Consider the following 21,662-nt stretch of genomic DNA (forward strand, 5'->3'; position numbering starts at 1 on the left):
TGTTCAATGAAAAAACTCTGGCTGATTTTCGCACAAACCACCACCGTCGGCCTGGCGCTCTGGTTCCTGCTCACCCTGCTCAAGCCGGCCTGGCTGCCCAAGCCGATGGCCGAGGTGGTCACGCTGACCCAGGCCCTGCCGACCGCACCCGCCCCGTTGCTGGGGCAGACCAGCTACAGCGGCGCCGTGCGCCACGCCATGCCCAGCGTGGTGAACATCTATACCAGCAAGGAAATCAAGCAGAAGCGCCATCCGCTGCTCGACGATCCGCTGTTCCGCCGCTTCTTCGGCGACCGCTTCGAGGGCAACGACAACCAGCGCACCTCGAGCCTCGGCTCGGGCGTGATCGTGTCGACCCAGGGCTATATCGTCACCAACAACCACGTGGTGGCCTCGGCCGACGAGATCGAGGTCGCGCTGTCGGACGGCCGCAGCGTATCGGCCGTGGTGGTCGGCACCGATCCGGACACCGACCTCGCCGTGATCAAGATCGAGCTCGACAAGCTGCCGGCCATCACCTTCGGCCAGGTCGACAAGCTCAACGTCGGCGACGTGGTGCTGGCGATCGGCAACCCGTTCGGCGTCGGCCAGACCGTCACCATGGGCATCGTCTCGGCACTCGGCCGCACCGGCTTCGGCATCAATACCTTCGAGAACTTCATCCAGACCGACGCCGCGATCAACCCGGGCAACTCGGGCGGCGCGCTGGTCGATGCGCAGGGCAACCTGGTCGGCATCAACAGCGCGATCTATTCGCGGACCGGCGGCAGCATGGGCATCGGCTTCGCCATCCCCTCGTCGACGGTGAAGACGGTGATGGAGGAGATCATCAAGGACGGCGCGGTCACGCGCGGCTGGATCGGGGTGGAGACGCAGGACCTGACGCCCGAACTGGCGGCCAGCTTCGGCCTGTCCAAACCGGCCGGCGTGCTGATCAACGGCGTGGTGCGCGGCGGCCCGGCCGACCGTGCCGGCCTCAAGCCCGGCGACGTGCTGATCGCGGTCGCCCGCACGCCGGTGGCGGACTTCTCCAGCATGCTCAACGCGGTGGCCGGCCAGCCCCCGGCACCGAGACCCAGGTCGACGTGATCCGCGGCGGCAAGCCGCTCGAGTTCAGGGTCAAGGTCGGCAAGCGGCCGCGCATCGAGACCGCGGCGCAGCCGGACGAGTGAGCGGGCCGGGATTTCGATCCCGATCCGCAATTCGCGCTCGGCAAAATGCAAACGCCACCTCTCGGAGGTGGCGTTTTCACATCTTCGTCCGGCCCGCTGGAATCCAGCTCGCCGCAATCCGCTCAGCTGCTTTCCTCGGCCTTCGGCACCGGGATCAGCCAGGCCGACAGGATCAGGCCCAGCTCGAACAGCAGCCACAGCGGCACGGCCAGCATCACCTGCGACATCACGTCGGGCGGCGTCACCACCGCGGCCACCACGAAGGCGCCGACGATCACGTAGGGCCGCGCCTCGCGCAGCTTGGCGATGCTGACGATGCCATGCGCACCAGCACGATCACCACCACCGGCGTCTCGAAGGTGGCGCCGAAGGACAGGAACATGCCGAGCACGAAGCTCAGGTACTTGTCGATGTCGGTCATCATCGCCACGCCCTCGGGCGTCGCGGCCGTCATGAAGCCGAACACCACCGGGAAGACGAAGAAGTAGGCGAAGGCCATGCCGATCGCGAACAGGAACACGCTCGACACCAGCAGCGGCAGCACCAGCTTCTTCTCGTGCTGGTAGAGCCCCGGCGCGACGAAGGCCCATGCCTGGTACATCGAGTGCGGCAAGGTGATCAGGAAGGCCACCATGGCGGTGACCTTGAGCGGTACGAAGAAGGTCGCGGTGACGTCGGTCGCGATCATCTGGCTGCCGGCCTTCATCGCCTTGAGCATCGGCAGCGCCAGCAGGTGGTAGAGGTCGCCCGACCAGTGGAACAGGATCAGGAACACCACGACCAGCAGGCCGGCGGCGCGGACCAGCCGGGTGCGCAGCTCGATCAGGTGCTCGACCAGCGGTTGCAGTTCTTCTTGCATGGATCAGCGCCGATCGCGTTCGGGAGGATGGATGACGGGCAGCGTCACCGGCTCGGTCTCGAGCGGCGGCCGGGTGAACAGGTCGAACTGCTTGTCGTCGACGGGTGCTGCGACGGCCGCGGCGGAATCGGCCGGTGCGGCAGCCGCTTCACCGGCGACCGATTCGCTGTGCGCGGGCGGCTCGCTCAGCGCTTCGCGCGCCGCCTCGCCGGTCTCCTGCACCGCTTGCCGCATCGGATCGAAGCCGGAGGTGATCTCGGCGCCGATCTTGCGGCCGGCCTCGTTCATCTCGGCCTCGAGCTTGCGCAGGCTGTCGATCTCGATCTCGCGCTGGATGTCGGCCTTCACGCCGGCGACGTAGCGCTGCAGGCGGCCGACCAGGGCACCGACCGTGCGCGCCACCTTGGGCAGCCGCTCGGGGCCGATCACCACCAGCGCGACGGCGCCGATGATCAGCAGTTCGCCAAAACTGATGTCGAACACAGGACGCGCTTAACGCTTGTCTTTGCTGGCGTCGTTGTCGAACACGCGGCTGCCGCCGACTTCCTTCTCGGCGATCTTGGGCGTGTCTTCCTCGTTCTTCATGCCTTCCTTGAAACCCTTCACCGCCGAACCGAGATCCTTGCCGACGTTGCCGAGCTTCTTGGTGCCGAACACCAGCACGACGATGACCAGCACAATCAGCCAATGCCAGATGCTGAACGAACCCATTGCGATTACTCCAGAGTGGCGTGGCGCAGGGCGCCACAATGATAAGTCGACCGGGCTGCGCGCCCCGCGAACCGTTCGGAACGCAGCGCGCGACACCGTGGAATGTTTCAAAAGCAGCATGCCGCCCCGCAAAGGCGCATGCCGCGATGCGCTATTGCATGACCTGTGCCATCGCCGCCTCGGCCTTGCCGCCGCCGCCGAACACGTGCAGATGCAGGTGGAAGACCGACTGGCCGCCCTTGGCGCCGGTATTGATCATGGTGCGGAAGCCTTCGCCCAGGCCCTGCTCGCGCGCCAGCCGCGGCGCCAGCGCCAATGCGCGGCCCAGCAGCGCTTCGTCGCCGGGCGCGACCTCCAGCAGCGACTCGATATGCCGCTTGGGCACGATCAGGAAGTGAACGTTCGCGACCGGGTTGATGTCGTGGAAGGCGATGAATTCATCGTCCTCGTAGACCTTTTTGGCCGGGATCTCGCCTTGGGCGATCCGGCAGAAGATGCAGCCGCTCACGTCTTCACTCCTTGCGGGAATTCTTTTCGTCGATGCCGGAGATGCCTTCGCGCCGCGCCAGCTCGGCCAGCACGTCGTCCGGTCCCAGGCCCTGCTGCGACAGCAGCACCATGCTGTGAAACCACAGGTCGGCCACCTCGCGCACCAGGTGCAGCCGGTCGCCGTCCTTGGCGGCCAGCACGGTCTCCACCGCTTCCTCGCCGATCTTCTTGCAGATCGCGTCGACGCCCTGGTGCATCAGGCGGGCGGTGTAGGAGCTGGCGGGATCGGCGCCCTTGCGCGCGTCGAGCGTGGCGGCAAGGCGTTGGAGGATGTCTGGGCTGACCATGGCTGGGAGGCTCTGCGGGACGGGCGATTATAGGCAGGGATTGCGACACTTGGGTTACAAGTCGCAGCCGCGGCCGGGCAAGGCCGCGACGGTCGCGGCGGGGAAATCAGTGGCCGTGCGGATCGGCGTAGATGGCGTGCGGGTCTTTCAGCACCGGGTCGACGACGCGCCATTCGCCGTCGACCAGCCGGCGGAACAGGCAGCTCTCGCGGCCGGTATGGCAGGCGATGCCGCCGGCCTGCTCGATCTGCATGACGATCACGTCGCCGTCGCAATCGAGCCGCAGCTCGCGCACCGTCTGCAGGTGGCCCGACTCCTCGCCCTTCTTCCACAGCCTGGCGCGCGAACGCGACCAGTAGTGGGCGATGCCGGTCTCGGCGGTGAGCGCGAGCGATTCGCGGTTCATCCAGGCCACCATCAGCACGCGGCCGCTGACGGCGTCCTGGGCGATCGCGGTGACCAGGCCGCGATCGTCCCAGCGCACCTCGTCGAGCCAGCTCATAGCCGCACCTCGATGCCCTGTTCGCGCATCAGCCGCTTGGCCTCGCCGACCGTGTGGTCGCCGAAGTGGAAGATGCTGGCGGCCAGCACCGCGTCGGCATGGCCGAGCACGATGCCGTCGGCCAGGTCCTGCAGCTTGCCGACGCCGCCGGAGGCGATCACCGGGATGTCGACCGCATCGCTGACTGCACGCGTCAGCGCCAGGTCGAAACCCGAGCGCGTGCCGTCGCGGTCCATGCTGGTCAGCAGGATCTCGCCGGCGCCGCGGCGCTGCATCTCGCGCGCCCACTGCACCGCGTCGAGGCCGGTGGCGTTGCGGCCGCCGTGGGTGAACACCTCCCAGCGCGCCGGCTCGCCCGCGGCCGTGGCGACGCGCTTGGCGTCGATCGCCACCACGATGGCCTGCGAGCCGAAGTAGCCGGCGGCCTCCTCGACCACCTCGGGATGGGTGACCGCGGTGGTATTGATGCCGACCTTGTCGGCGCCGGCGTTGAGCAGCCGCCGCACGTCCTCGGCGCGGCGCACGCCGCCGCCGACGGTGAGCGGGATGAAGACCTGCTCGGCCACCGCCTCGATGATGTCGAGGATCAGGTCGCGGTTGTCCGAGCTCGCCGTGATGTCGAGGAAGGTCAGCTCGTCGGCGCCCTGCTGGTCGTAGCGGCGGGCGATCTCGACCGGGTCGCCGGCGTCGCGCAGGCCGACGAAGTTGACGCCCTTGACCACGCGGCCGGCGGTGACGTCGAGACAGGGGATGATGCGTTTGGCGAGCATGGGCGCGATCGTGGAATGGAAATGGGGGCCCGGCTCAGGCGCTGCGGGCGTCGGCCCGCTGCTGGGCCGCGGCGAAGTCGAGCGTGCCCTGGTAGATCGAGCGGCCGGCGATCACGCCGCCGACGCCCTCGCCGGCCACGTCGCACAGCGCGTCGACGTCGTCCAGGTTGGTCAGCCCGCCCGAGGCGATCACCGGCACCGACAGTTCGCGCGCCAGCTTGACCGTGGCCTCGATGTTGATGCCGCTGAGCATGCCGTCGCGGCCGATGTCGGTGTAGATCACCGATTCGACGCCGTAATCCTCGAAGCGGCGCGCCAGGTCGACCACGTCGTGGCCGGTGATCTTGCTCCAACCGTCGGTGGCGACCTTGCCGTCGCGCGCGTCGAGGCCGACGATCACCGCGCCCGGAAACGCGTCGCAGGCTTCGTGCAGGAAGCCGGGGTTCTTCACCGCGGCGGTGCCGATGATCACGTAGCGCAGGCCGGCGTCGAGGTAGCGCTCGATGGTGTTGAGGTCGCGGATGCCGCCGCCGAGCTGGACCGGGATCTCGCTGCCGACCACCTCGAGGATGGCGCGCACCGCGTCGAGGTTCTTCGGCTTGCCGGCGAAGGCGCCGTTGAGGTCGACCAGATGCAGCCGCCGGGCGCCGGCCTCCAGCCAGCGCTCGGCCATCTCGGCCGGGTCGCCGAACACGTCGGCGGAGTCCATTTCGCCTTGCTTGAGGCGCACGCACTGGCCGTCTTTGAGGTCGATGGCGGGAATGATGAGCATGATGGGTCTTATCGGGCGGGTTGGACCGTACCATCCCAGGCCGCGAAGTTCGCGAGCAGCCTGAGGCCGGCCTGGTGGCTTTTTTCGGGGTGGAACTGGGTGGCGAAGATATTAGCGCGGGCCACCGCCACGGTGAAGGCGAAGGGTATTCGCTTTCCCCCGCGACCAGCGCCGGATCGGGCGTCTGCATGTAGTAGCTGTGGACGAAGTAGAAGCGCGCGCCGTCGGCGATACCCTCCCACAGCGGATGGGCCTGCACCTGGCGCACTTCGTTCCAGCCCATGTGCGGCACCTTGAGCCGCTCGCCCGCGTCCGAGCGCATGCGCTCGGCCGGGAAGCGCAGCACCTGGCCGGGAAACACGCCGAGCGCGGCGGTCCGTTCGCCGGCCCCGGCGCCCTCCTCGCTGCTGTCGAACAGCAGCTGGGCGCCGACGCAGATGCCGAGGAAGGGCTTGCCGCGCGCCGCCTCGAGCACCGCGCCGCGCAGTTCGCGCCGGTCGAGCTCGCGCACGCAGTCGCGCATGGCGCCCTGGCCGGGGAACACCACCTTGTCGGCGCCGGCAATCTCGGCGGCGTCGCTGGTCAACACGATCCGCGCCTCCGGCGCGACATGCTCGAGCGCGTGGGTGACCGAGCGGAGATTGCCCATGCCGTAGTCGACGACGGCGATTTTCATGATCGAAGGATTCCTGGCTAGGATCGGACGAATCGCTTACGCGGTCAGGGTGCCTTTGGTCGACGGCATTGCCCCGGCGGCGCGCTCGTCGACCTCCACCGCCATGCGCAGCGCGCGGCCGAAGGCCTTGAAGATGGTCTCGGCCTGGTGGTGGGCGTTGCTGCCCTTCAGGTTGTCGATGTGCAGGGTGACCATGCCGTGGTTGACGAAACCGTGGAAGAACTCGCTGAACAGGTCGACATCGAACTGGCCGATGCTGGCGCGCGTGTATTCGACGCCGTAGCTCAGGCCCGGCCGGCCCGACAGGTCGATCACCACCCGGCTCAGCGCCTCGTCGAGCGGCACGTAGCTGTGGCCGTAGCGGCGGATGCCCTTCTTGTCGCCGACCGCGCGGGCCAGTGCCTGGCCCAGCGTGATGCCGATGTCCTCGACCGTATGGTGGGCATCGATGTGCAGGTCGCCGCGGGCATGGATGTCGAGGTCGATCAGGCCGTGGCGCGCCACCTGGTCGAGCATGTGTTCGAGGAAGGGCACGCCGGTATCGAAGCGGCCTTTGCCGCTGCCGTCGAGATTGATCTCGACGGTGATCTGGGTTTCCAGCGTGTTGCGGGTGACGGTGGCTAGTCGCATGGCTTGGGGCTTTCGAGTCCCGGCGGTCGGCGCGCACCCGCGCTCGAGCCGGCGGGGCGGTTTACAGGCAGTCGGGCAGGGCCGCGATCACGCGGTCGTTCTCGGCGGGCGTGCCGACGGTGAAGCGCAGGCAATGATTCAACAGCGGATGGCCGCCGTGCAAGCTCTTGATCAGCACGCCGGCGGCCTTGAGCGCAGCGAAGGCGCGCGGCGCGTCGGGCAGGCGGGCGAGCACGAAATTGGCCTCGGAGGCGAAGGCGGTCACGCCGGGCAGCGCTGCCAGCGCGGCGTGCAGGCGGGCGCGCTCCTGCCGCAGCACGGCGGCCTGGGCCTCGAACACCGCCAGGTGATCGAGCGCGAACAGCGCGGCGGCCTGGGTCAGCACGTTGACATTGTATGGCGGCCGCACCTTGTCGAGCTCGGCGATCCAGTCGGCCGGCCCGGCCGCGTAGCCGAGCCGGATGCCGGCCAGGCCGAGCTTGGACAGCGTGCGCATCACCAAGAGGCGCGGATGGGTGCCGGCCAGGTCCATGAAGCTGTCCTCGGCGAAGGCGGTATAGGCCTCGTCGACCACCACCAGACCGGGCGCGGCGTCGAGCACCGCCTTGACCTCGTCGCGCGCGAAGCGCGGGCCGGTCGGGTTGTTCGGATAGGCCAGGAACACCACCGCCGGCCGGTGCGCGTCGATCGCCGCCAGCATCGCCGGCGTGTCGAGCGAGAAATCGGGCCGCAGCGGCACGCCGACGTAGTTCAGCCGGCTGAACACCGCGTTCATGCGGTACATCACGAACGACGGCTCGGCCGCCAGCAGCGTGGCGCCCGGCCGCGCCAGCGCCTGGCAGACCAGGGTGATGATCTCGTCCGAGCCGTTGCCCAACAGCAGCGCGGCGGCGTCGGGGATCGCGAAGGCGGCCCGCAGCCGCTGCGGCAATTCGCCGCCGTGCGGATCGGGATAGCGGTTCAGCGCGGCGGCGGCCAGCCGCTGGCCGAGCTCGGCGCGCAGCGCCTCGGGCAGCGGGAACGGGTTTTCCATCGCGTCGAGCTTCACCAGGCCACGCGCGTCGGCGACGTGGTAGGCGGCCAGGGCGGCGATCTCGGGCGGACGTGGTCTTGGGCGGTGCTCATAAGCCGATCGATGCGGTTGCCGGCCTTGCCGGCCGGTCGGGGTAGATGGGTAGCGCCGGCGTGCCGGCTCAGTCGTTCAGCCGGTACTCGGCCGAGCGCGCATGCGCCGGCAGCCCTTCGCCGTGCGCCAGCGTGCTGGCGATGCGGCCGAGCGTCTGCGCGCCGGCCTCGGACACGTAGATCAGGCTCGAACGCTTCTGGAAATCGTAGACCCCGAGCGGGCTGGCGAAGCGCGCGGTGCGCGAGGTCGGCAGCACGTGGTTGGGGCCGGCGCAGTAGTCGCCGAGCGCCTCGGAGGCGAAGCGGCCCATGAAGATCGCGCCGGCGTGGCGGATCTTCGGCTGCAGCGCCCACGGCTCGGCCACCGACAATTCGAGGTGCTCGGGCGCGATCCGGTTGGCGATCGCGGCGGCTTCGTCGAGGTCGCGCACTTCGATCAGCGCCCCGCGGTTGGCCAGGCTGGCCGCGATGATGTCGCGCCGCGGCATGGCCGGCAGCAGCCGCTCGATGCTGGCCGCCACCCGGCCGAGGTAGCCGGCGTCGGGGCACAGCAGGATCGACTGGGCGATCTCGTCGTGCTCGGCCTGGCTGAACAGGTCCATCGCGATCCAGTCCGGATCGGTGCCGCCGTCGCAGATCACCAGGATCTCGGACGGGCCGGCCACCATGTCGATGCCGACCACGCCGAACACCGCGCGCTTGGCAGCGGCGACGTACTGGTTGCCCGGGCCGGTGATCTTGTCGACCTGGGCGATGGTGGCGGTGCCGTAGGCCAGCGCGGCCACCGCCTGGGCGCCGCCGATGGTGTAGACGCGGTCGACGCCGGCGACGTGGGCGGCCGCCAGCACCAGGTCGTTGCGCTCGCCGCGCGGGGTCGGCACCACCATCGCGATCTCGCCGACGCCGGCCACCTTGGCCGGGATCGCATTCATCAGCACCGAGCTCGGATAACTGGCCTTGCCGCCGGGCACGTAGAGGCCGACCCGGTCGAGCGGCGTGACCGCCTGGCCGAGCACCGTGCCGTCGTCCTCGCAGTATTGCCAGCTGGGTTGCAGCTGCTTTTCGTGGTAGCGACGCACGCGCTCGGCGGCCGCTTCGAGCGCTTCGCACCGCTCGGCCGGCAGGCGCCGGTAGGCCGCTTCGAGCGCCTCGCCGTCGAGCGTCAGATCCGCCATCGACGCCGCGGCGACGCCGTCGAAACACGCGGTGTAGTCGACCAGCGCCTCGTCGCCGCGCTGTTTCACGTCGGCCAGGATGCGCGCGACGGCGGCGTCGACCTCGGGGTTCTGCGCGGTCTCGAATGCCAGCAGCGCATCGAGCTGGGCCTGGAAATCGGCTTGGGTGGTGGTGAGGCGTCTCATACGGGTCGGACTCTTCTCAGTCTCTGGTCGCCGGGCTCGGCCCGGCGTGCGTGGAACACGGGCGGGCCGGCGTGCGGACCCGCGTCAGGAATGGACGGCGTGGTGGTGGCCGGCCGGCGCTTCGCCGACGGAGGCGAACGCGTCGATGATCGGCTGCAGGCCGGCACGCTTGAGCTTGAGCGCGGCCTGGTTGACCACCAGCCGCGAGCTGACGTCGAGCACGTGCTCGACCGCCACCAGCTGGTTGGCCTTGAGCGTGCCGCCGGTGCTGACCAGGTCGACGATGGCATCGGCCAGGCCGACCAGCGGCGCCAGTTCCATCGAACCATAGAGCTTGATCAGGTCGACGTGCACGCCCTTGCGGGCGAAGTGCTCGCGCGCCGACTCGACGTACTTGGTGGCGACGCGCAGCCGCGCGCCCGACTTGACCGCCGCCGGGTAGTCGAAGCCCTCGCGCACCGCCACCATCAGCCGGCAACGGGCGATGGCGAGGTCGAGCGGCTGGTAGAGCCCGGCGCCGCCGTGCTCGAGCAGCACGTCGTAGCCGGCGATGCCGAGATCGGCCGCACCGTATTGGACATAGGTCGGCACGTCGGTCGCGCGCACGATCACCAGCCGCACGTCGGCGCGGTTGGTATCGAGGATCAGCTTGCGCGAGCGTTCCGGATCCTCGGCCGGCTCGATGCCGGCCGCCGCGAGCAGCGGGACGGTCTCTTCGAAGATGCGGCCTTTGGACAGAGCGATGGTGAGCATGGTGGGGCGACGAACGGCGGGAGGAAGGATTATGCCGGCCCGGCGCAGCGCTGGCGAGCGCAACTTGTCTACCGAGCATATGACGCGAAATTATTTATCCATCAAATGCTTAGACATCACAAGCCGACAACTTGTCTATTCAATTCCACCATTCCACCCAACCTGGCAGGTCGGCCAGCCTGCCCAATCCGGCCATCTGCCGCCTTGCGCCGGGAATAAGGAAAGCGCCAACGGATCATGGACTTGGCCAATCCTGGCGCCCTGTTGCATCTATGCCGACAGCAAAGAATATTTTTTAACATTCAATTGCGCAGCATGGAGCCGGCCATTTACTTTGAGGGTCGCAGGCCCAACCCAAGGCAGCGGGATCGGCATGTCAATGTAGGTTTTCCCAGGCACGGCGACCGGCCTCTACCTGTCCGAACTTCCCGGAATTACCCGTTCCGAGCGACACAGGATCTTGATCCGTGCCGTTCTACATCCGTTCGTTTTTGCGAGGTTTATTGGCACATGAACAAGATCTACAGCACGGTCTGGAGCAAGGCGGCGGGAGCGCTGGTCGTGGCTTCCGAACTGGCCAAGAGTAGCGGCAAGGGTCGCAGCCGCGGCGCCCGGATGCTCGTCACCGCCTCCGTCATCGGCGTCACCCTGCCTGCGCTGGCCGCCGAATCCGCCTGCGTGACCGCGCCGGGGCAGGCTGCCGCAACCGTCGGGACGAGCGTACAAGGTCGCTGCGTTAACGTGAACACAAGCAATCGCCGAATCGGTCCGCAGTCGGACGACACGGCCGCTGCCGCGCCGGCGACCACCCGAGCCGGCCTGATCCGCCCGATGGCCGCCCCGCCGACCCGGTCTACGTCGCCGTCGACGGCGCCGGCGACGGCAGCGACAACGCCCAGGCCGGCGGCCTCGGCGCCGCCGCGGTCGGCGCCAATGCCAACGCCGCCGGCGAAGTCGCCGTAGCGATCGGCAAGAACAGCGCGGCTTCGGCCAACAACACCGTGGCGGTCGGCGGCGACAGCGTGGCGGCCGGCCTCGGCGCCACCGCGGTCGGCAACTACAGCATGGGCTACGGCGACGCCAGCGTGGCGGTCGGCCAGGGCGCGATGAGCTTCGGTCTCGGCGACACGGCGCTCGGCGCCTCGGCCTATGCCGAGAGCGCGAACGGCGCGGCCAGCGCGATCGGCGCCCTCAGCGAAGCGACCGCCGACGGCGCCACCGCGCTCGGCGCCGGCGCGGTGGCCCGCGGCGCCGGCAGCCTGTCGGCCGGCCGCGGCGCGGCCTCGGTCGGCGAGGCCAGCGTGGCGCTCGGCGCCTACAGCGTGGCGGTGCCGCTGGACAGCGTGGCGATCGGTCACAACGCGATCGCCAACGCCGAGAACAGCGTGGCGCTCGGCGCCTACTCCTACACCGATCGGCCCAACGCGGTCTCGGTCGGCGACGTCGAATACGGCCTGACCCGCCAGATCACCAGCGTGGAGGCCGGCACCGAAGACACCGACGCGGTCAACGTCGGCCAGCTCAATACCACCATCGCCGAAGCCGGCAAGCACTTCCAGGCATCGGGCAGCGCCGACAGCGACGCCGGCGCCTACGTCGAGGGCGACAACGCCACCGCCGCCGGCGAAGCCACCAATGCCATCGGCTACGGTGCCACCGCCTTCGGCAGCGGCGCCAACGCCTACGGCGACAACACCACCGCGGTCGGCTTCAACGCCGTCGCCTCGGGCCTGAACAGCTCGGCCTTCGGCAACAATGCCCAGGCCACCGGCGCAAGCAGCGCCGCCTTCGGCAACAACGCCCTGGCCGCTGGCCCGGGCAGCGTGGCGGTCGGCGGCACCGCGCTGGACGAGAACGGCGACCCGCTGATCAACGTCGACGGTGCCCCGGTCGAGGCCGGCGCGACCACCGCCAGCGTCGGCGGCACGGCGCTGGGCGCCAGCGCCCAGGCCAACGGTTTCGCCGCCACCGCGGTCGGCGTCGGCGCCTATGCCGGCGGCGCGCAGTCGCTGGCGGCCGGCGCGGTCGCCAACGCGATCGGCGACTACTCGATCGCGCTGGGCACCACCAGCACCGCGCTCGGCGCCGGCAGCATCGCGCTGGGCGTCGACAGCTATGCGGCGGACACCGCCATCGCCGGTGTCGCCATCGGTGCGAAATCCGCCGCCTTCGGCCCGAACGGCGTCGCGCTGGGCTACTACAGCACGGCCGGCGGCGCCGGTTCGGTCGCGATCGGCGGCAGCATGGCCTGCCCGCCCGACCTGATCTGCATCGAGCAGAACACGGCCGCCTGGGGCCTGAACAGCGTCGCGGTCGGCCCGGGCGCGCAGGCCCAGGCCGATACCAGCACCGCGCTGGGTTCCGGCACCCAGGCCGGCGGCGTCGACTCCACCGCCATCGGCTCGCAGGCACGCGCCTGGTCGGACAACTCGCTGGCGCTGGGCGCCAATACCGTGGCGACCGCCGACAATTCGGTCGCGTTGGGCAACCGCTCGACGGCCGAACGCGCCGACACGGTGTCGGTCGGCAGCGCCGGCGCCGAGCGCCAGATCACCAACGTCGCCGACGGCACCGAGGCGACCGACGCGGTCAACCTCAGCCAGCTCGAAGCGACCGTGACCGCGGCCAACAAGCTGTTCCAGGGCACCGGCAGCGCCGACAGCGACGCCGGCGCCTATGCCGAAGGCGACAACGCCACCGCCGCCGGCGAGGCCAGCAACGCAATCGGCAACGGCGCCAGCGCCTTCGGCAGCGGCACCTTCGCCTACGGCGAGAACGCCAGCGCCACCGGCTTCAACGCGCTGGCCCAGGCTGCCGGCGCCACCGCCAGCGGCAGCTACGCCCAGGCGACCGGCATCAACAGCGTCGCCAGCGGCACCGAGAGCGCAGCGTCGGGCGAATCGGCCACCGCGGTCGGTGGCGCCTTCCTCGAGTACGGCGAAGACGGCATCACCGTGATCGCCAGCCACGCCACCCAGGCGACCGGTTTCGCCGCCAGCGCCTTCGGCGCCGGCGCCATCGCCGCCGGCAACGTCAGCACCGCGCTCGGCACGGGCAGCCAGGCCAACGGCAGCGGCACCGTCGCCCTCGGCGCCTTCAGCCAGGCCAACGGCGCCTACAGCGTCGCCATCGGGCCGCAATCGATCTCCAACGCGCCGTTCAGCATGGCGGCCGGCGCCTTCAGCCAAGCCGACGGCTGGGAAAGCACCGCGGTCGGTACCGGCGCCTACGCCAAGGACTGGTGGGCCACCGCCTACGGCGCCGGCACCGTGGCCGGCTACTCCAGCACGGCGATCGGTACCTATGCCAAGGCCGAGGGCGACATCTCGGTCGCGGTCGGCCAGAACGCCAAGGTGATGGACTGGCTCAACCAGAACGAAGGCTGGGTCGCCCAGGGCACCGCCGTCGGCACCGAGGCCGGCGCCGGCATGGCCGCCACCGCGCTCGGCTACAACGCCTATGCGCAGAACAACAGCAGCGTCGCTGTCGGCGTCACCGCCTGGGCGCTGGCCGACAACGGCACCGCGCTGGGCAGCACCAGCCGCGTGGCCGAAGGCGCCGACAACAGCGTCGCGCTCGGCCACGGCTCGCTGGCCGACCGCGCCAATACCGTCTCGGTCGGCGCCGCCGTCGCCTGGGAAGATCCGCTGGGCGGCGCCCACGAGGCGATCGACCGCCAGATCACCAACGTCGCCGCCGGCACCGAAGACACCGACGCGGTCAACGTGGCCCAGCTGAACCAGGTCGCCGCCGTCGGCAACACCACCAGCCGCTACGTGCAGGCCAGCGGCGACGGCATGGCGGCCGCCACCGGCCTGAACAGCCTGGCGCTCGGCTCGGCCGCCTCGGCCCAGGCCGACAACAGCGTGGCGCTCGGCGCCGGCTCGGTGGCCGACCAGGCCAATACCGTGTCGGTCGGCGCGGTCGGCAGCGAACGGCGCATCGTCAACGTGGCCGACGGCGAACTGGCCGAGGGCAGCACCGACGCGGTCAACGGCGGCCAGCTGTTCGCCACCAACCAGCGCGTCGGCACCGTGGAGGACAAGGTCAGCGATCTCGACACCCGCATCGGCGGCGTGGCCAGCAACGCGGTGGCCTACGACGACGCCGAGAAGAGCAAGATCAGCCTCGGCGGCGGCGACGCCGGCACCATCCTGACCCGGCTGCGCGCCGGCAGCATCGCCGCCGACAGCAGCGACGCGATCAACGGCAGCCAGCTGCACGGCGCGCTGACCCGCCTGGCCGGCACGCTGGGCGGCGGCGCCGCGGTCAGCGCCAGCGGCGAGTGGACCGGCCCGAGCTATACGGTCCAGGGCGGCCACTACCTGAACCTGGGCGACGCGCTCGGCGCCTTCGATCTGAAGGTGACCCAGCTCGACTCCCGGCTGAACACGGTCGAGACCAACCCGACGCTGGCCGCCAAGGACAAGCTGGCGGTCGGCGGCGCGACCGGCGGCGGCGACACGGCCACCATCGGCGAGGGCACCAACGCGGTGGCGATCGGCTCCAGCGCCCAGGCCAACAGCAACAACGGCACGGCGATCGGCGGCGACTCCTACGCCCACGGCCCCAACGACACCGCGATCGGCGGCGGCGCGCGCGTCAACGCCGACGGCTCCACCGCGGTCGGCGCCAACGCCACCATCTCGGCGGCCGCGACCAACGCGGTGGCGGTCGGCGAGAGCAGCCGCGTCACCGCGGCCTCGGGCACCGCGCTGGGCCAGGGCGCCTCGGCCACCGCGCAGGGAGCGGTGGCGCTGGGCCAGGGCTCGGTCGCCAACCGCGCCGACACGGTCTCGGTCGGCAGCGCCGGCCACGAGCGCCAGGTGACCAACGTGGCGGCCGGCACCCAGGCCACCGACGCGGTCAACAAGGGCCAGCTCGACGCCAGCGCGGCTACCGCGCGCAGCTACACCGACAGCAGCGCGCAGCGCACGCTGACCTCGGCCAAGAGCTACACCGACAACCGCTTCAACGTGCTGAGCAACAGCTTCGACAAGTTCCGCAACGAAACCGACGAGCGCTTCCGCGTGCAGGACCGCCGGCTCGACCAGATGGGCGCGATCAGCGCCGCGATGGTCAACATGGCGGTCAGCGCGGCCGGCGTGCGCAGCGAGAACCGCATGGGCATCGGCTTCGGCTTCCAGGGCGGCGAACGCGCGGTCTCGCTGGGCTACCAGCGCGCGCTCGGCGACAACGGCGCGCTGACCTTCGGCGGCGCATTGAGCGGCAACCAGAAGTCGGTCGGCGTCGGCGCCGGCTTCGGCTGGTGAGGCCGGCCATGCGGCGCCCTTCCCCACTCCCGCGCGGGCCGCAGCCGGCCCGCTCCACCCAACGGCCGGCCGAGACGATCCCCGGTCCGGCATGCAGCACCCGTACCACGCACCGCCAACCCGACGGTCTGTTTTCACGCGTACTTTTTGAGGGCTTCAACGTGATCAAGAAAAATGGAAACGGCGCACACGCGCTTGCCGGTATCGTCCTGTCCGCCTTCCTGTGCGCACCGTCGGCCGTGGCCGCCGGCAAGCCGCTGCCGATCAAGAGCGTGACGCAGGGCAATATCAACGCCATGGCCGGCGCCCGCCTGGTGGTGCGCTACCGTGACGACGCCGCCCCAGCGCCACCAAGCTCGGCACGGTGAACAACGCGGCCGCGCGCGCCAAGCTGGTGCAGAGCGCCGCCACCCGCAGCGCCGCCGCCCAGCCGCTGGTCGCCAGCTATGTGCGCAAGCTCGGCGTGAAGGCCGACCTGGTGCGGCTGTCGCGCACGCTGACGCCGGCCGAAATGAGCAAGCTGGTCGCCGAAGTGGCCGCCGACAAATCGGTGCTGTACGTGACGGTCGACCGCAAGATGTACCCGATCGGCGGCCCGGCGCTGCCGCTCGCGGCCGTCAAGCCGAAGGCCAAGACGTTCAGCGTGCCGAGCGATCCCTACTACGCCGAATACCAGTGGCACCTGTTCAACGAAGTCGGCGGCATCAACGCGCCGGCCGCCTGGGACATCGCGACCGGCGCCGGCGTGGTGGTGGCGGTGCTCGACACCGGCGTGCTGACCAATCACCCGGACCTGTCGGACAACCTCTTGCCGGGCTACGACTTCATCACCGACTCCTTCGTCTCGCGCCGGCCGACCAACGACCGCGTGCCGGGCGCGCTCGACCAGGGCGACTGGACCGTCGAGGCCAACGAGTGCTACGAGGGCTCGACCGTGCACGACAGCTCCTGGCACGGCAGCCACGTCGCCGGCACGGTGGCCGAGATGACCAACAACAGCGTGGGCATGGCCGGCGTGGCGTTCAACGCCAAGGTGCTGCCGGTGCGCGTGCTGGGCCGCTGCGGCGGCTACACCTCGGACATCGCCGACGCCATCACCTGGGCGTCCGGCGGCACGGTCGCCGGCGTACCGGCCAATGCCACGCCGGCCAAGGTGATCAACATGAGCCTCGGCGGCGGCGGCGCCTGCGACACGCTGACCCAGGACGCGATCAACGGCGCGGTGTCGCGCGGCGTCACGGTGGTGGTGGCGGCCGGCAACAGCGCCGCCAACTCGGCCAACTTCAGCCCGGCCAGCTGCGCCAACGTGATCACAGTGGGCGCCAACGGCATCAAGGGCGGCCGCGCGGTCTACTCGAACTACGGCGCGGTGGTCGACATCTCGGCGCCGGGCGGCGGCGTGATCGACAGCACGGTGCCGGCCGAGCAGTACGTCTGGCAGGCCGGCTACGACGGCCTCACCACACCGACCTCGGGCAGCTACACCTACGCCGGCATGGCCGGCACCTCGATGGCCAGCCCGCACGTGGCCGGCGTCGTCGCGCTGGTCCAGAGCGCGGCGCCGACGGCGCTGTCGCCGGCCCAGGTCGAGACGCTGCTCAAGCGCACCGCACGCGCCTTCCCGGTCGCCATCCCGAGCAGCACGCCGATCGGCGTCGGCATCGTCAACGCCAAGAAGGCGCTCGACAAGGCCCTCGAACCGCCGGGCAGCGGTCCGGTCGCCACCCCGCTGATCAACAAGATCGACGTGACCGGTCTCACCGGCGCCGGCAGCAGCGAAGAGCTGTACAGCTTCGAGGCCGCGACCGGCAGCGTGCTGAGCTTCATGACCCTCGGCGGCAACGGCGACGTCTCGATCTACGTCAGCTTCGAGTCCGAGCCGACCACCACCGCCTACGACTTCAAGTCGACCCGGCCGGGCAACAGCGAAACGGTGCGCATCACGGCGCCGAAGGCCGGCAACTACTACGTCAAGCTGGTCGGCGTCTCGTCCTACAGCGGCGTGACCCTGGTCGCACGGCAGTAAGCTGAACGCATCCGCCGCCGCAACGGCGGCGGATGCCGAGAAGCGCAAAGACCCCGGCCTCGGCCGGGGTCTTTGCGCTTCTGCGCCGGGCGATCCCGCCATGCGGCCCGGCGCGGCCGGTCCGGCTTCAGGCGTATTCGGGATGCTTTTCGATGAAGCGCTGCAGCCGCTGCCCCGCCATCTTCCGCACCTTGTTGCGCACGATCGGCGACCAGCCCAGCAGCACGCCGGGCAGGCCCAGCGCCATACGGGTCCAGGCCCACAGGTCGAAGCGGTCGCGATGCTCGACGATCAGGCCATCGCGGAACACGAACTCGGCCGAGATGCGGTTGTGCACGCGGCGGCCGGTCTGCGAGAACGGGTAGACCGCATCCCAGCGCGCCGAACCGCGGCCGCCGGATGCCTGGACGTCGGTGAAGGTCACCTGCAGGTCGCTCGCGCCTTCGAGCAGCATGCGCCACATCGCGCCGGGCTGCTTGCCGCGCAGGTCGGGGAACACCGGGTCGGAAAAGCGCGCCTCGGGTGGTAGCAGGCCGCCATGGTCGCCCAGTCGCGCTGCTGGAAGGCGGTGTAGAAACGTTCGATCAGGCGGGCTTCGTCGTTCATGCGGGCTGTCTCCGGAGTGGCTCGGCGCGGCAGCTCGGGCCGCGGCCTGTTGTGGATAGGCACTTAAAACATGAAGCGACCTGCCAGGCAAAAGAAAAGCCCGGTCAAGGACTTGCTGACCGGGCTTGTGGCTATTTGTGCGCAGCGGCGTGGCGGGCGCGCCACGCGGCGAAGCCTTTACTGGATGCGTTCGATCTTGGCGCCGACGCCGCCGAGCTTGGCCTCGATATGCTCGTAGCCGCGGTCGAGGTGGTAGATACGGTCGACGATGGTCTCGCCCTGGGCCGCGAGGCCGGCGATCACCAGCGAAGCCGAGGCACGCAGATCGGTCGCCATCACCGTGGCGCCCGACAGCTTCTCGACGCCGCGCACCACCGCGGTATGGCCGTCGACATGGATGTCGGCCCCCATGCGGGCCAGCTCCGAAACGTGCATGTAGCGGTTCTCGAAGATGGTCTCGGCGATCACGCCGGTGCCCTCGGCGATCGCGTTCATCGCCATGAACTGCGCCTGCATGTCGGTCGGGAAGGCCGGATAGGGCAAGGTGCGCAGGCTGACCGCCTTGGGACGGCTGCGCATCTCGATGGCGATCCAGCCGTCGCCGGCCTCGATGTAGCCGCCGGCCTCGCGCAGCTTGTCCAACACGCTCTCGAGGATGCCGGCGCGGGTATTGCGCAGCAGCACCTTGCCGCCGGCGATCATGGTCGCGCACAGGAAGGTGCCGGTCTCGATGCGGTCCGGCATCACCGCGTGCTCGGCGCCGTGCAGCCGCTCGACGCCCTCGACCACGATGGTGTCGGTGCCGTGGCCGCTGATGCGCGCGCCCATCTTGATCAGGCATTCGGCCAGGTCGACCACCTCGGGCTCGCGCGCGGCGTTCTCGAGGATGGAGGTGCCTTCGGCCAGCACGGCGGCCATCAAGAGGTTCTCGGTGCCGGTCACGGTCACCATGTCGGTCGACACCCGGGCGCCCTTGAGCCGGCTGGCGCGCGCCTTGATGTAGCCGTGCTCGATCGCGATCTCGGCGCCCATCGCCTGCAGGCCCTTGATGTGCTGGTCGACCGGCCGGCTGCCGATGGCGCAGCCGCCGGGCAGCGACACCTGCGCCTCGCCGAAGCGCGCCAGCATCGGGCCGAGCACCAGGATCGAGGCGCGCATGGTCTTGACCAGCTCGTAGGGCGCCACCAGCGTGTCGACGCTGGCGCCGGTCAGCTCGATCTCGTGCACGTTGTCGGTCATCACGCGCATGCCCATGCCGCGCAGCAGCTTCTGCGTGGTCATCACGTCGCGCAGCTGCGGCACGTTGGTCAGCCGCAGCGTGTCGGCGGTCAGCAGCGACGCGCACAGGATGGGCAGCGCCGCGTTCTTGGCGCCGGAAATGGCGATCTCGCCTTCGAGCGGGCCGTTGCCGGTGATTCTGAGTTTGTCCATGTCTCGCTTTCGGGGCGGTCAGCGCGTCGCCAGCCAGAGGACGACCAGCGCCACGATCACCCAGGGCAGGTTCACCAGGAACAGGCCCCAGCGCCGCTCGCCCGACGGGGCGGGCTTGGGCGGCGGGGCCTCGTCCCGCTTCAGGCGCGGTTCTTCCATTCGTGCGGGCTGTAGGTCTTCATCGACAGCGCGTGGATCTCCTCGCGCATGCGCTCGCCCAGCGCCTGGTAGACCAGCTGGTGCTGGCGCACGCGCGGCAGGCCGTCGAAGGCGCGCGCGACGATGACGGCCTCGAAGTGGTGGCCGTCGCCGTTCACCTCGAGCACCTCGCAGGCGAGGCCGGCGGCGATGTATTGCTTCACTTGTTCTGGAGTAACCATGACGTTTCGCAGTAGGGGAAGGCGCCGCGCGGGCGGCGCCGGGATGATCAGTGCCGCAGCTTGTAGCCGGTGCGCAGGAGGCGCAGCGTGAGCGCGGACAGAAGGACGAAGGTGGCCGCCACCACGCCGAAGCTCAGCCACGGCGAGACGTCGCCGACGCCGAAGAAGCCGTAGCGGAAGCCGTCGATCATGTAGAAGATCGGGTTCAGGTGGGACACGCCGAGCCAGAACGCCGGCAGCGAGTTGATCGAATAGAACACGCCGCTGAGGAAGGTCAGCGGCACGATGATGAAGTTCTGGAACGCCGCCAGCTGGTCGAACTTCTCGGCCCAAATGCCGGCGATCAGCCCGAGCACCGCCAGCACGCCCGAGCCGAGCAGCGCGAAGGCCAGGATCCACAGCGGGTACTTGAAGCCCGGCAGCGCCAGCAGGCTGGTGACCAGCAGCACGCCGGCGCCGACCACCACGCCGCGCACGATGGCGGCCAGCACGTAGGCCGAGAAGAACTCGAAGTGCGACAGCGGCGGCAGCAGGATGTAGACGATGTTGCCGGTGATCTTGGACTGGATCAGGCTCGACGAGGTATTGGCGAAGGCGTTCTGCAGCATCGACATCATGGCGAGGCCGGGAATCAGGAAAGCGGTGTAGCGCACGCCCGGATAGGCCTCGACGTGCGACTCGAGCACGTGCGAGAAGATCAGCAGGTAGAGCAGCGCAGTCAGCACCGGCGCCGCCACGGTCTGGAAGCTGACCTTCCAGAACCGCAGGATTTCCTTGTAGAACAGCGTATTGAAGCCTTGCATGGGCGCTCGCTCAGTGGGCCTTCCGGCCCATCACGTCGAGGAATACCGACTCGAGGTCGGGCTTGAGGATCTCGATCTCGCGCACCGCGACGCCGGCCTCGCGCAAATGGGCCAGGATGCCCTCGAGCGTGTTGCAGTCGTCCAGCCGCAGCTGGTAGGCGCCGTCGCGCTCGCCGACCAGCAGCGGCTGCAACGCCGCCGGCAGCGCATCGGGCGCCAGCCGCAGCGACAGCGTGCGGGCCGAGTGCGAGGCCATCAGCGTCTGCTTGTCGTCGAGCGCCACCAGTTCGCCCTGCTTGAGCATGGCGATGCGGTTGCACAGCGTCTCGGCTTCCTCGAGGTAGTGGGTGGTCAGCACGATGGTGTGGCCGTCGCGGTTGAGCCGCTGGATGAAGCTCCACAGCGTCTGGCGCAATTCGACGTCGACGCCGGCGGTCGGCTCGTCGAGCACGATCACCGGCGGCTTGTGCACCAGCGCCTGGGCCACCATCACGCGCCGCTTCATGCCGCCGGACAGCGCGCGCATATTGGCGCCGGCCTTGTTGGCGAGGCCGAGGTGATGCAGCAGCTCGTCGATCCAGGCGCCGTTGTTGCGCAGGCCGAAATAGCCGGACTGGAATTCGAGCGTCTCGCGCACGGTGAAGAAGGGATCGAAGGTCAGTTCCTGCGGCACGATGCCGACCTTGCGGCGGGCGGCGCGGTAATCGGCCTGCACGTCGCTGCCGAGCACCGCGGCACTGCCGGCGTCGGGACGGGTCAGGCCGCCGAGGATCGAGATCAGGGTGGTCTTGCCGGCGCCATTGGGGCCGAGCAGCGCGAAGAATTCGCCCTCGTGGATGTCGAGGTCGATCCCCTTGAGCGCTTCGAGCTCACCGAAGCGCTTCTTGACGGCGGAAAAACGGATGGCGACGGACATGGTCGGCGGCGATCGGAAAGCCGGGATTCTACCCGAATCACCTGGCGCGCAGGCGGGCTC

22 protein-coding genes and 2 pseudogenes are annotated in these 21,662 nt (G+C 69.7%); 5 read left to right on the forward strand and 19 right to left on the reverse strand.

Translation table 11 applies throughout. The annotated features are described in order from the left end of the window. Positions 1-6 precede the first annotated feature (6 nt). Complete coding sequence (locus H9L41_RS21265; RefSeq protein ID WP_187523577.1) at positions 7-1,089, forward strand: trypsin-like peptidase domain-containing protein; 1,083 nt, start codon at positions 7-9, stop codon at positions 1,087-1,089. 205 nt (positions 1,090-1,294) lie between these two features. On the opposite strand, the pseudogene tatC reads toward H9L41_RS21265, so the two are convergent. The 13 genes and pseudogenes from tatC to hisG all read right to left on the reverse strand — a co-directional run bounded on the left by tatC (position 1,295) and on the right by hisG (position 10,167). Next, a pseudogene (tatC, locus tag H9L41_RS21270) lies at positions 1,295-2,031 on the reverse strand (twin-arginine translocase subunit TatC). A 3-nt stretch (positions 2,032-2,034) separates the two neighbouring features. Continuing rightward, positions 2,035-2,514, reverse strand: coding sequence for a Sec-independent protein translocase protein TatB (gene tatB, locus H9L41_RS21275; RefSeq protein WP_084300548.1), 480 nt, complete (start codon positions 2,512-2,514; stop codon positions 2,035-2,037). Between the two features lie 9 nt (positions 2,515-2,523). Continuing rightward, entirely contained in the window at positions 2,524-2,742 is a 219-nt protein-coding gene (gene tatA / locus H9L41_RS21280; RefSeq protein ID WP_028447674.1) for a Sec-independent protein translocase subunit TatA, read from the reverse strand. 151 nt (positions 2,743-2,893) lie between these two features. Continuing rightward, positions 2,894-3,250 (reverse strand): histidine triad nucleotide-binding protein, encoded by a 357-nt coding sequence (locus H9L41_RS21285; RefSeq protein WP_028447675.1) that lies wholly within the window; start codon positions 3,248-3,250, stop codon positions 2,894-2,896. Between the two features lie 4 nt (positions 3,251-3,254). Next, a complete protein-coding gene (locus H9L41_RS21290; protein WP_028447676.1) occupies positions 3,255-3,578 on the reverse strand; it encodes a phosphoribosyl-ATP diphosphatase in 324 nt (107 codons plus the stop codon). A gap of 106 nt (positions 3,579-3,684) precedes the next feature. Continuing rightward, complete coding sequence (hisI, locus tag H9L41_RS21295; RefSeq protein WP_028447677.1) at positions 3,685-4,080, reverse strand: phosphoribosyl-AMP cyclohydrolase; 396 nt, start codon at positions 4,078-4,080, stop codon at positions 3,685-3,687. Then, positions 4,077-4,850, reverse strand: coding sequence for an imidazole glycerol phosphate synthase subunit HisF (gene hisF, locus H9L41_RS21300; RefSeq protein ID WP_028447678.1), 774 nt, complete (start codon positions 4,848-4,850; stop codon positions 4,077-4,079). Before hisF ends, hisI begins: the two co-directional genes overlap by 4 nt. 34 nt (positions 4,851-4,884) lie before the next feature. After that, positions 4,885-5,622 carry a 1-(5-phosphoribosyl)-5-[(5-phosphoribosylamino)methylideneamino]imidazole-4-carboxamide isomerase gene (gene hisA / locus H9L41_RS21305; protein ID WP_028447679.1) on the reverse strand — a complete coding sequence of 246 codons (738 nt, stop codon included), beginning with the start codon at positions 5,620-5,622 and terminating at the stop codon, positions 4,885-4,887. Positions 5,623-5,630: 8 nt separating this feature from the next. Next, positions 5,631-6,298 (reverse strand): annotated as a pseudogene (hisH, locus tag H9L41_RS21310) (imidazole glycerol phosphate synthase subunit HisH). Between the two features lie 36 nt (positions 6,299-6,334). Next, positions 6,335-6,928 carry an imidazoleglycerol-phosphate dehydratase HisB gene (gene hisB / locus H9L41_RS21315; RefSeq protein ID WP_028447681.1) on the reverse strand — a complete coding sequence of 198 codons (594 nt, stop codon included), beginning with the start codon at positions 6,926-6,928 and terminating at the stop codon, positions 6,335-6,337. A 61-nt stretch (positions 6,929-6,989) separates the two neighbouring features. Beyond that, complete coding sequence (hisC, locus tag H9L41_RS21320) at positions 6,990-7,976, reverse strand: histidinol-phosphate transaminase (protein WP_265583866.1); 987 nt, start codon at positions 7,974-7,976, stop codon at positions 6,990-6,992. 145 nt (positions 7,977-8,121) lie between these two features. Further along, entirely contained in the window at positions 8,122-9,414 is a 1,293-nt protein-coding gene (hisD, locus tag H9L41_RS21325) for a histidinol dehydrogenase (RefSeq protein WP_028447683.1), read from the reverse strand. 84 nt (positions 9,415-9,498) lie between these two features. Then, entirely contained in the window at positions 9,499-10,167 is a 669-nt protein-coding gene (gene hisG, locus H9L41_RS21330; protein WP_028447684.1) for an ATP phosphoribosyltransferase, read from the reverse strand. Positions 10,168-10,677: 510 nt separating this feature from the next. Here hisG and H9L41_RS21335 point away from each other — a divergent pair. From H9L41_RS21335 to H9L41_RS21350, 4 genes are read left to right on the forward strand one after another with little or no spacing between them, the layout of a single operon-like run. Continuing rightward, on the forward strand, positions 10,678-11,130 hold the full coding sequence (locus H9L41_RS21335; protein WP_187523578.1) for an ESPR domain-containing protein: 453 nt from the start codon (positions 10,678-10,680) through the stop codon (positions 11,128-11,130). A 38-nt stretch (positions 11,131-11,168) separates the two neighbouring features. Then, positions 11,169-15,440, forward strand: a complete 4,272-nt coding sequence (locus H9L41_RS21340; RefSeq protein ID WP_187523579.1) for a YadA-like family protein — start codon at positions 11,169-11,171, stop codon at positions 15,438-15,440. Between the two features lie 8 nt (positions 15,441-15,448). Next, entirely contained in the window at positions 15,449-15,808 is a 360-nt protein-coding gene (locus H9L41_RS21345) for a hypothetical protein (protein ID WP_187523580.1), read from the forward strand. After that, a complete protein-coding gene (locus tag H9L41_RS21350) occupies positions 15,805-17,466 on the forward strand; it encodes a S8 family peptidase (protein ID WP_187523581.1) in 1,662 nt (553 codons plus the stop codon). The genes H9L41_RS21345 and H9L41_RS21350 overlap by 4 nt, the downstream gene beginning before the upstream one ends. Positions 17,467-17,593: 127 nt before the next feature. Here H9L41_RS21350 and H9L41_RS21355 read toward each other — a convergent pair whose 3' ends face one another. From H9L41_RS21355 to H9L41_RS21380, 6 genes are all read right to left on the reverse strand, one after another. After that, on the reverse strand, positions 17,594-18,163 hold the full coding sequence (locus H9L41_RS21355) for a nuclear transport factor 2 family protein (protein ID WP_308419546.1): 570 nt from the start codon (positions 18,161-18,163) through the stop codon (positions 17,594-17,596). Between the two features lie 86 nt (positions 18,164-18,249). Then, entirely contained in the window at positions 18,250-19,503 is a 1,254-nt protein-coding gene (gene murA / locus H9L41_RS21360) for a UDP-N-acetylglucosamine 1-carboxyvinyltransferase (protein ID WP_028447687.1), read from the reverse strand. Between the two features lie 18 nt (positions 19,504-19,521). Next, positions 19,522-19,662: a hypothetical protein gene (locus H9L41_RS21365; protein WP_157462112.1), complete on the reverse strand. Its 141-nt coding sequence runs from the start codon at positions 19,660-19,662 to the stop codon at positions 19,522-19,524. Next, on the reverse strand, positions 19,644-19,865 hold the full coding sequence (locus tag H9L41_RS21370) for a BolA family protein (protein ID WP_308417341.1): 222 nt from the start codon (positions 19,863-19,865) through the stop codon (positions 19,644-19,646). Before H9L41_RS21370 ends, H9L41_RS21365 begins: the two co-directional genes overlap by 19 nt. A 65-nt stretch (positions 19,866-19,930) precedes the next feature. After that, positions 19,931-20,686: an ABC transporter permease gene (locus H9L41_RS21375; RefSeq protein ID WP_028447689.1), complete on the reverse strand. Its 756-nt coding sequence runs from the start codon at positions 20,684-20,686 to the stop codon at positions 19,931-19,933. 10 nt (positions 20,687-20,696) lie between these two features. Further along, positions 20,697-21,602 (reverse strand): ABC transporter ATP-binding protein, encoded by a 906-nt coding sequence (locus tag H9L41_RS21380; RefSeq protein ID WP_028447690.1) that lies wholly within the window; start codon positions 21,600-21,602, stop codon positions 20,697-20,699. Positions 21,603-21,662: the final 60 nt, after the last annotated feature.

The organism is Chitinimonas koreensis (assembly GCF_014353015.1).
GTDB lineage: Bacteria > Pseudomonadota > Gammaproteobacteria > Burkholderiales > Chitinimonadaceae > Chitinimonas > Chitinimonas koreensis.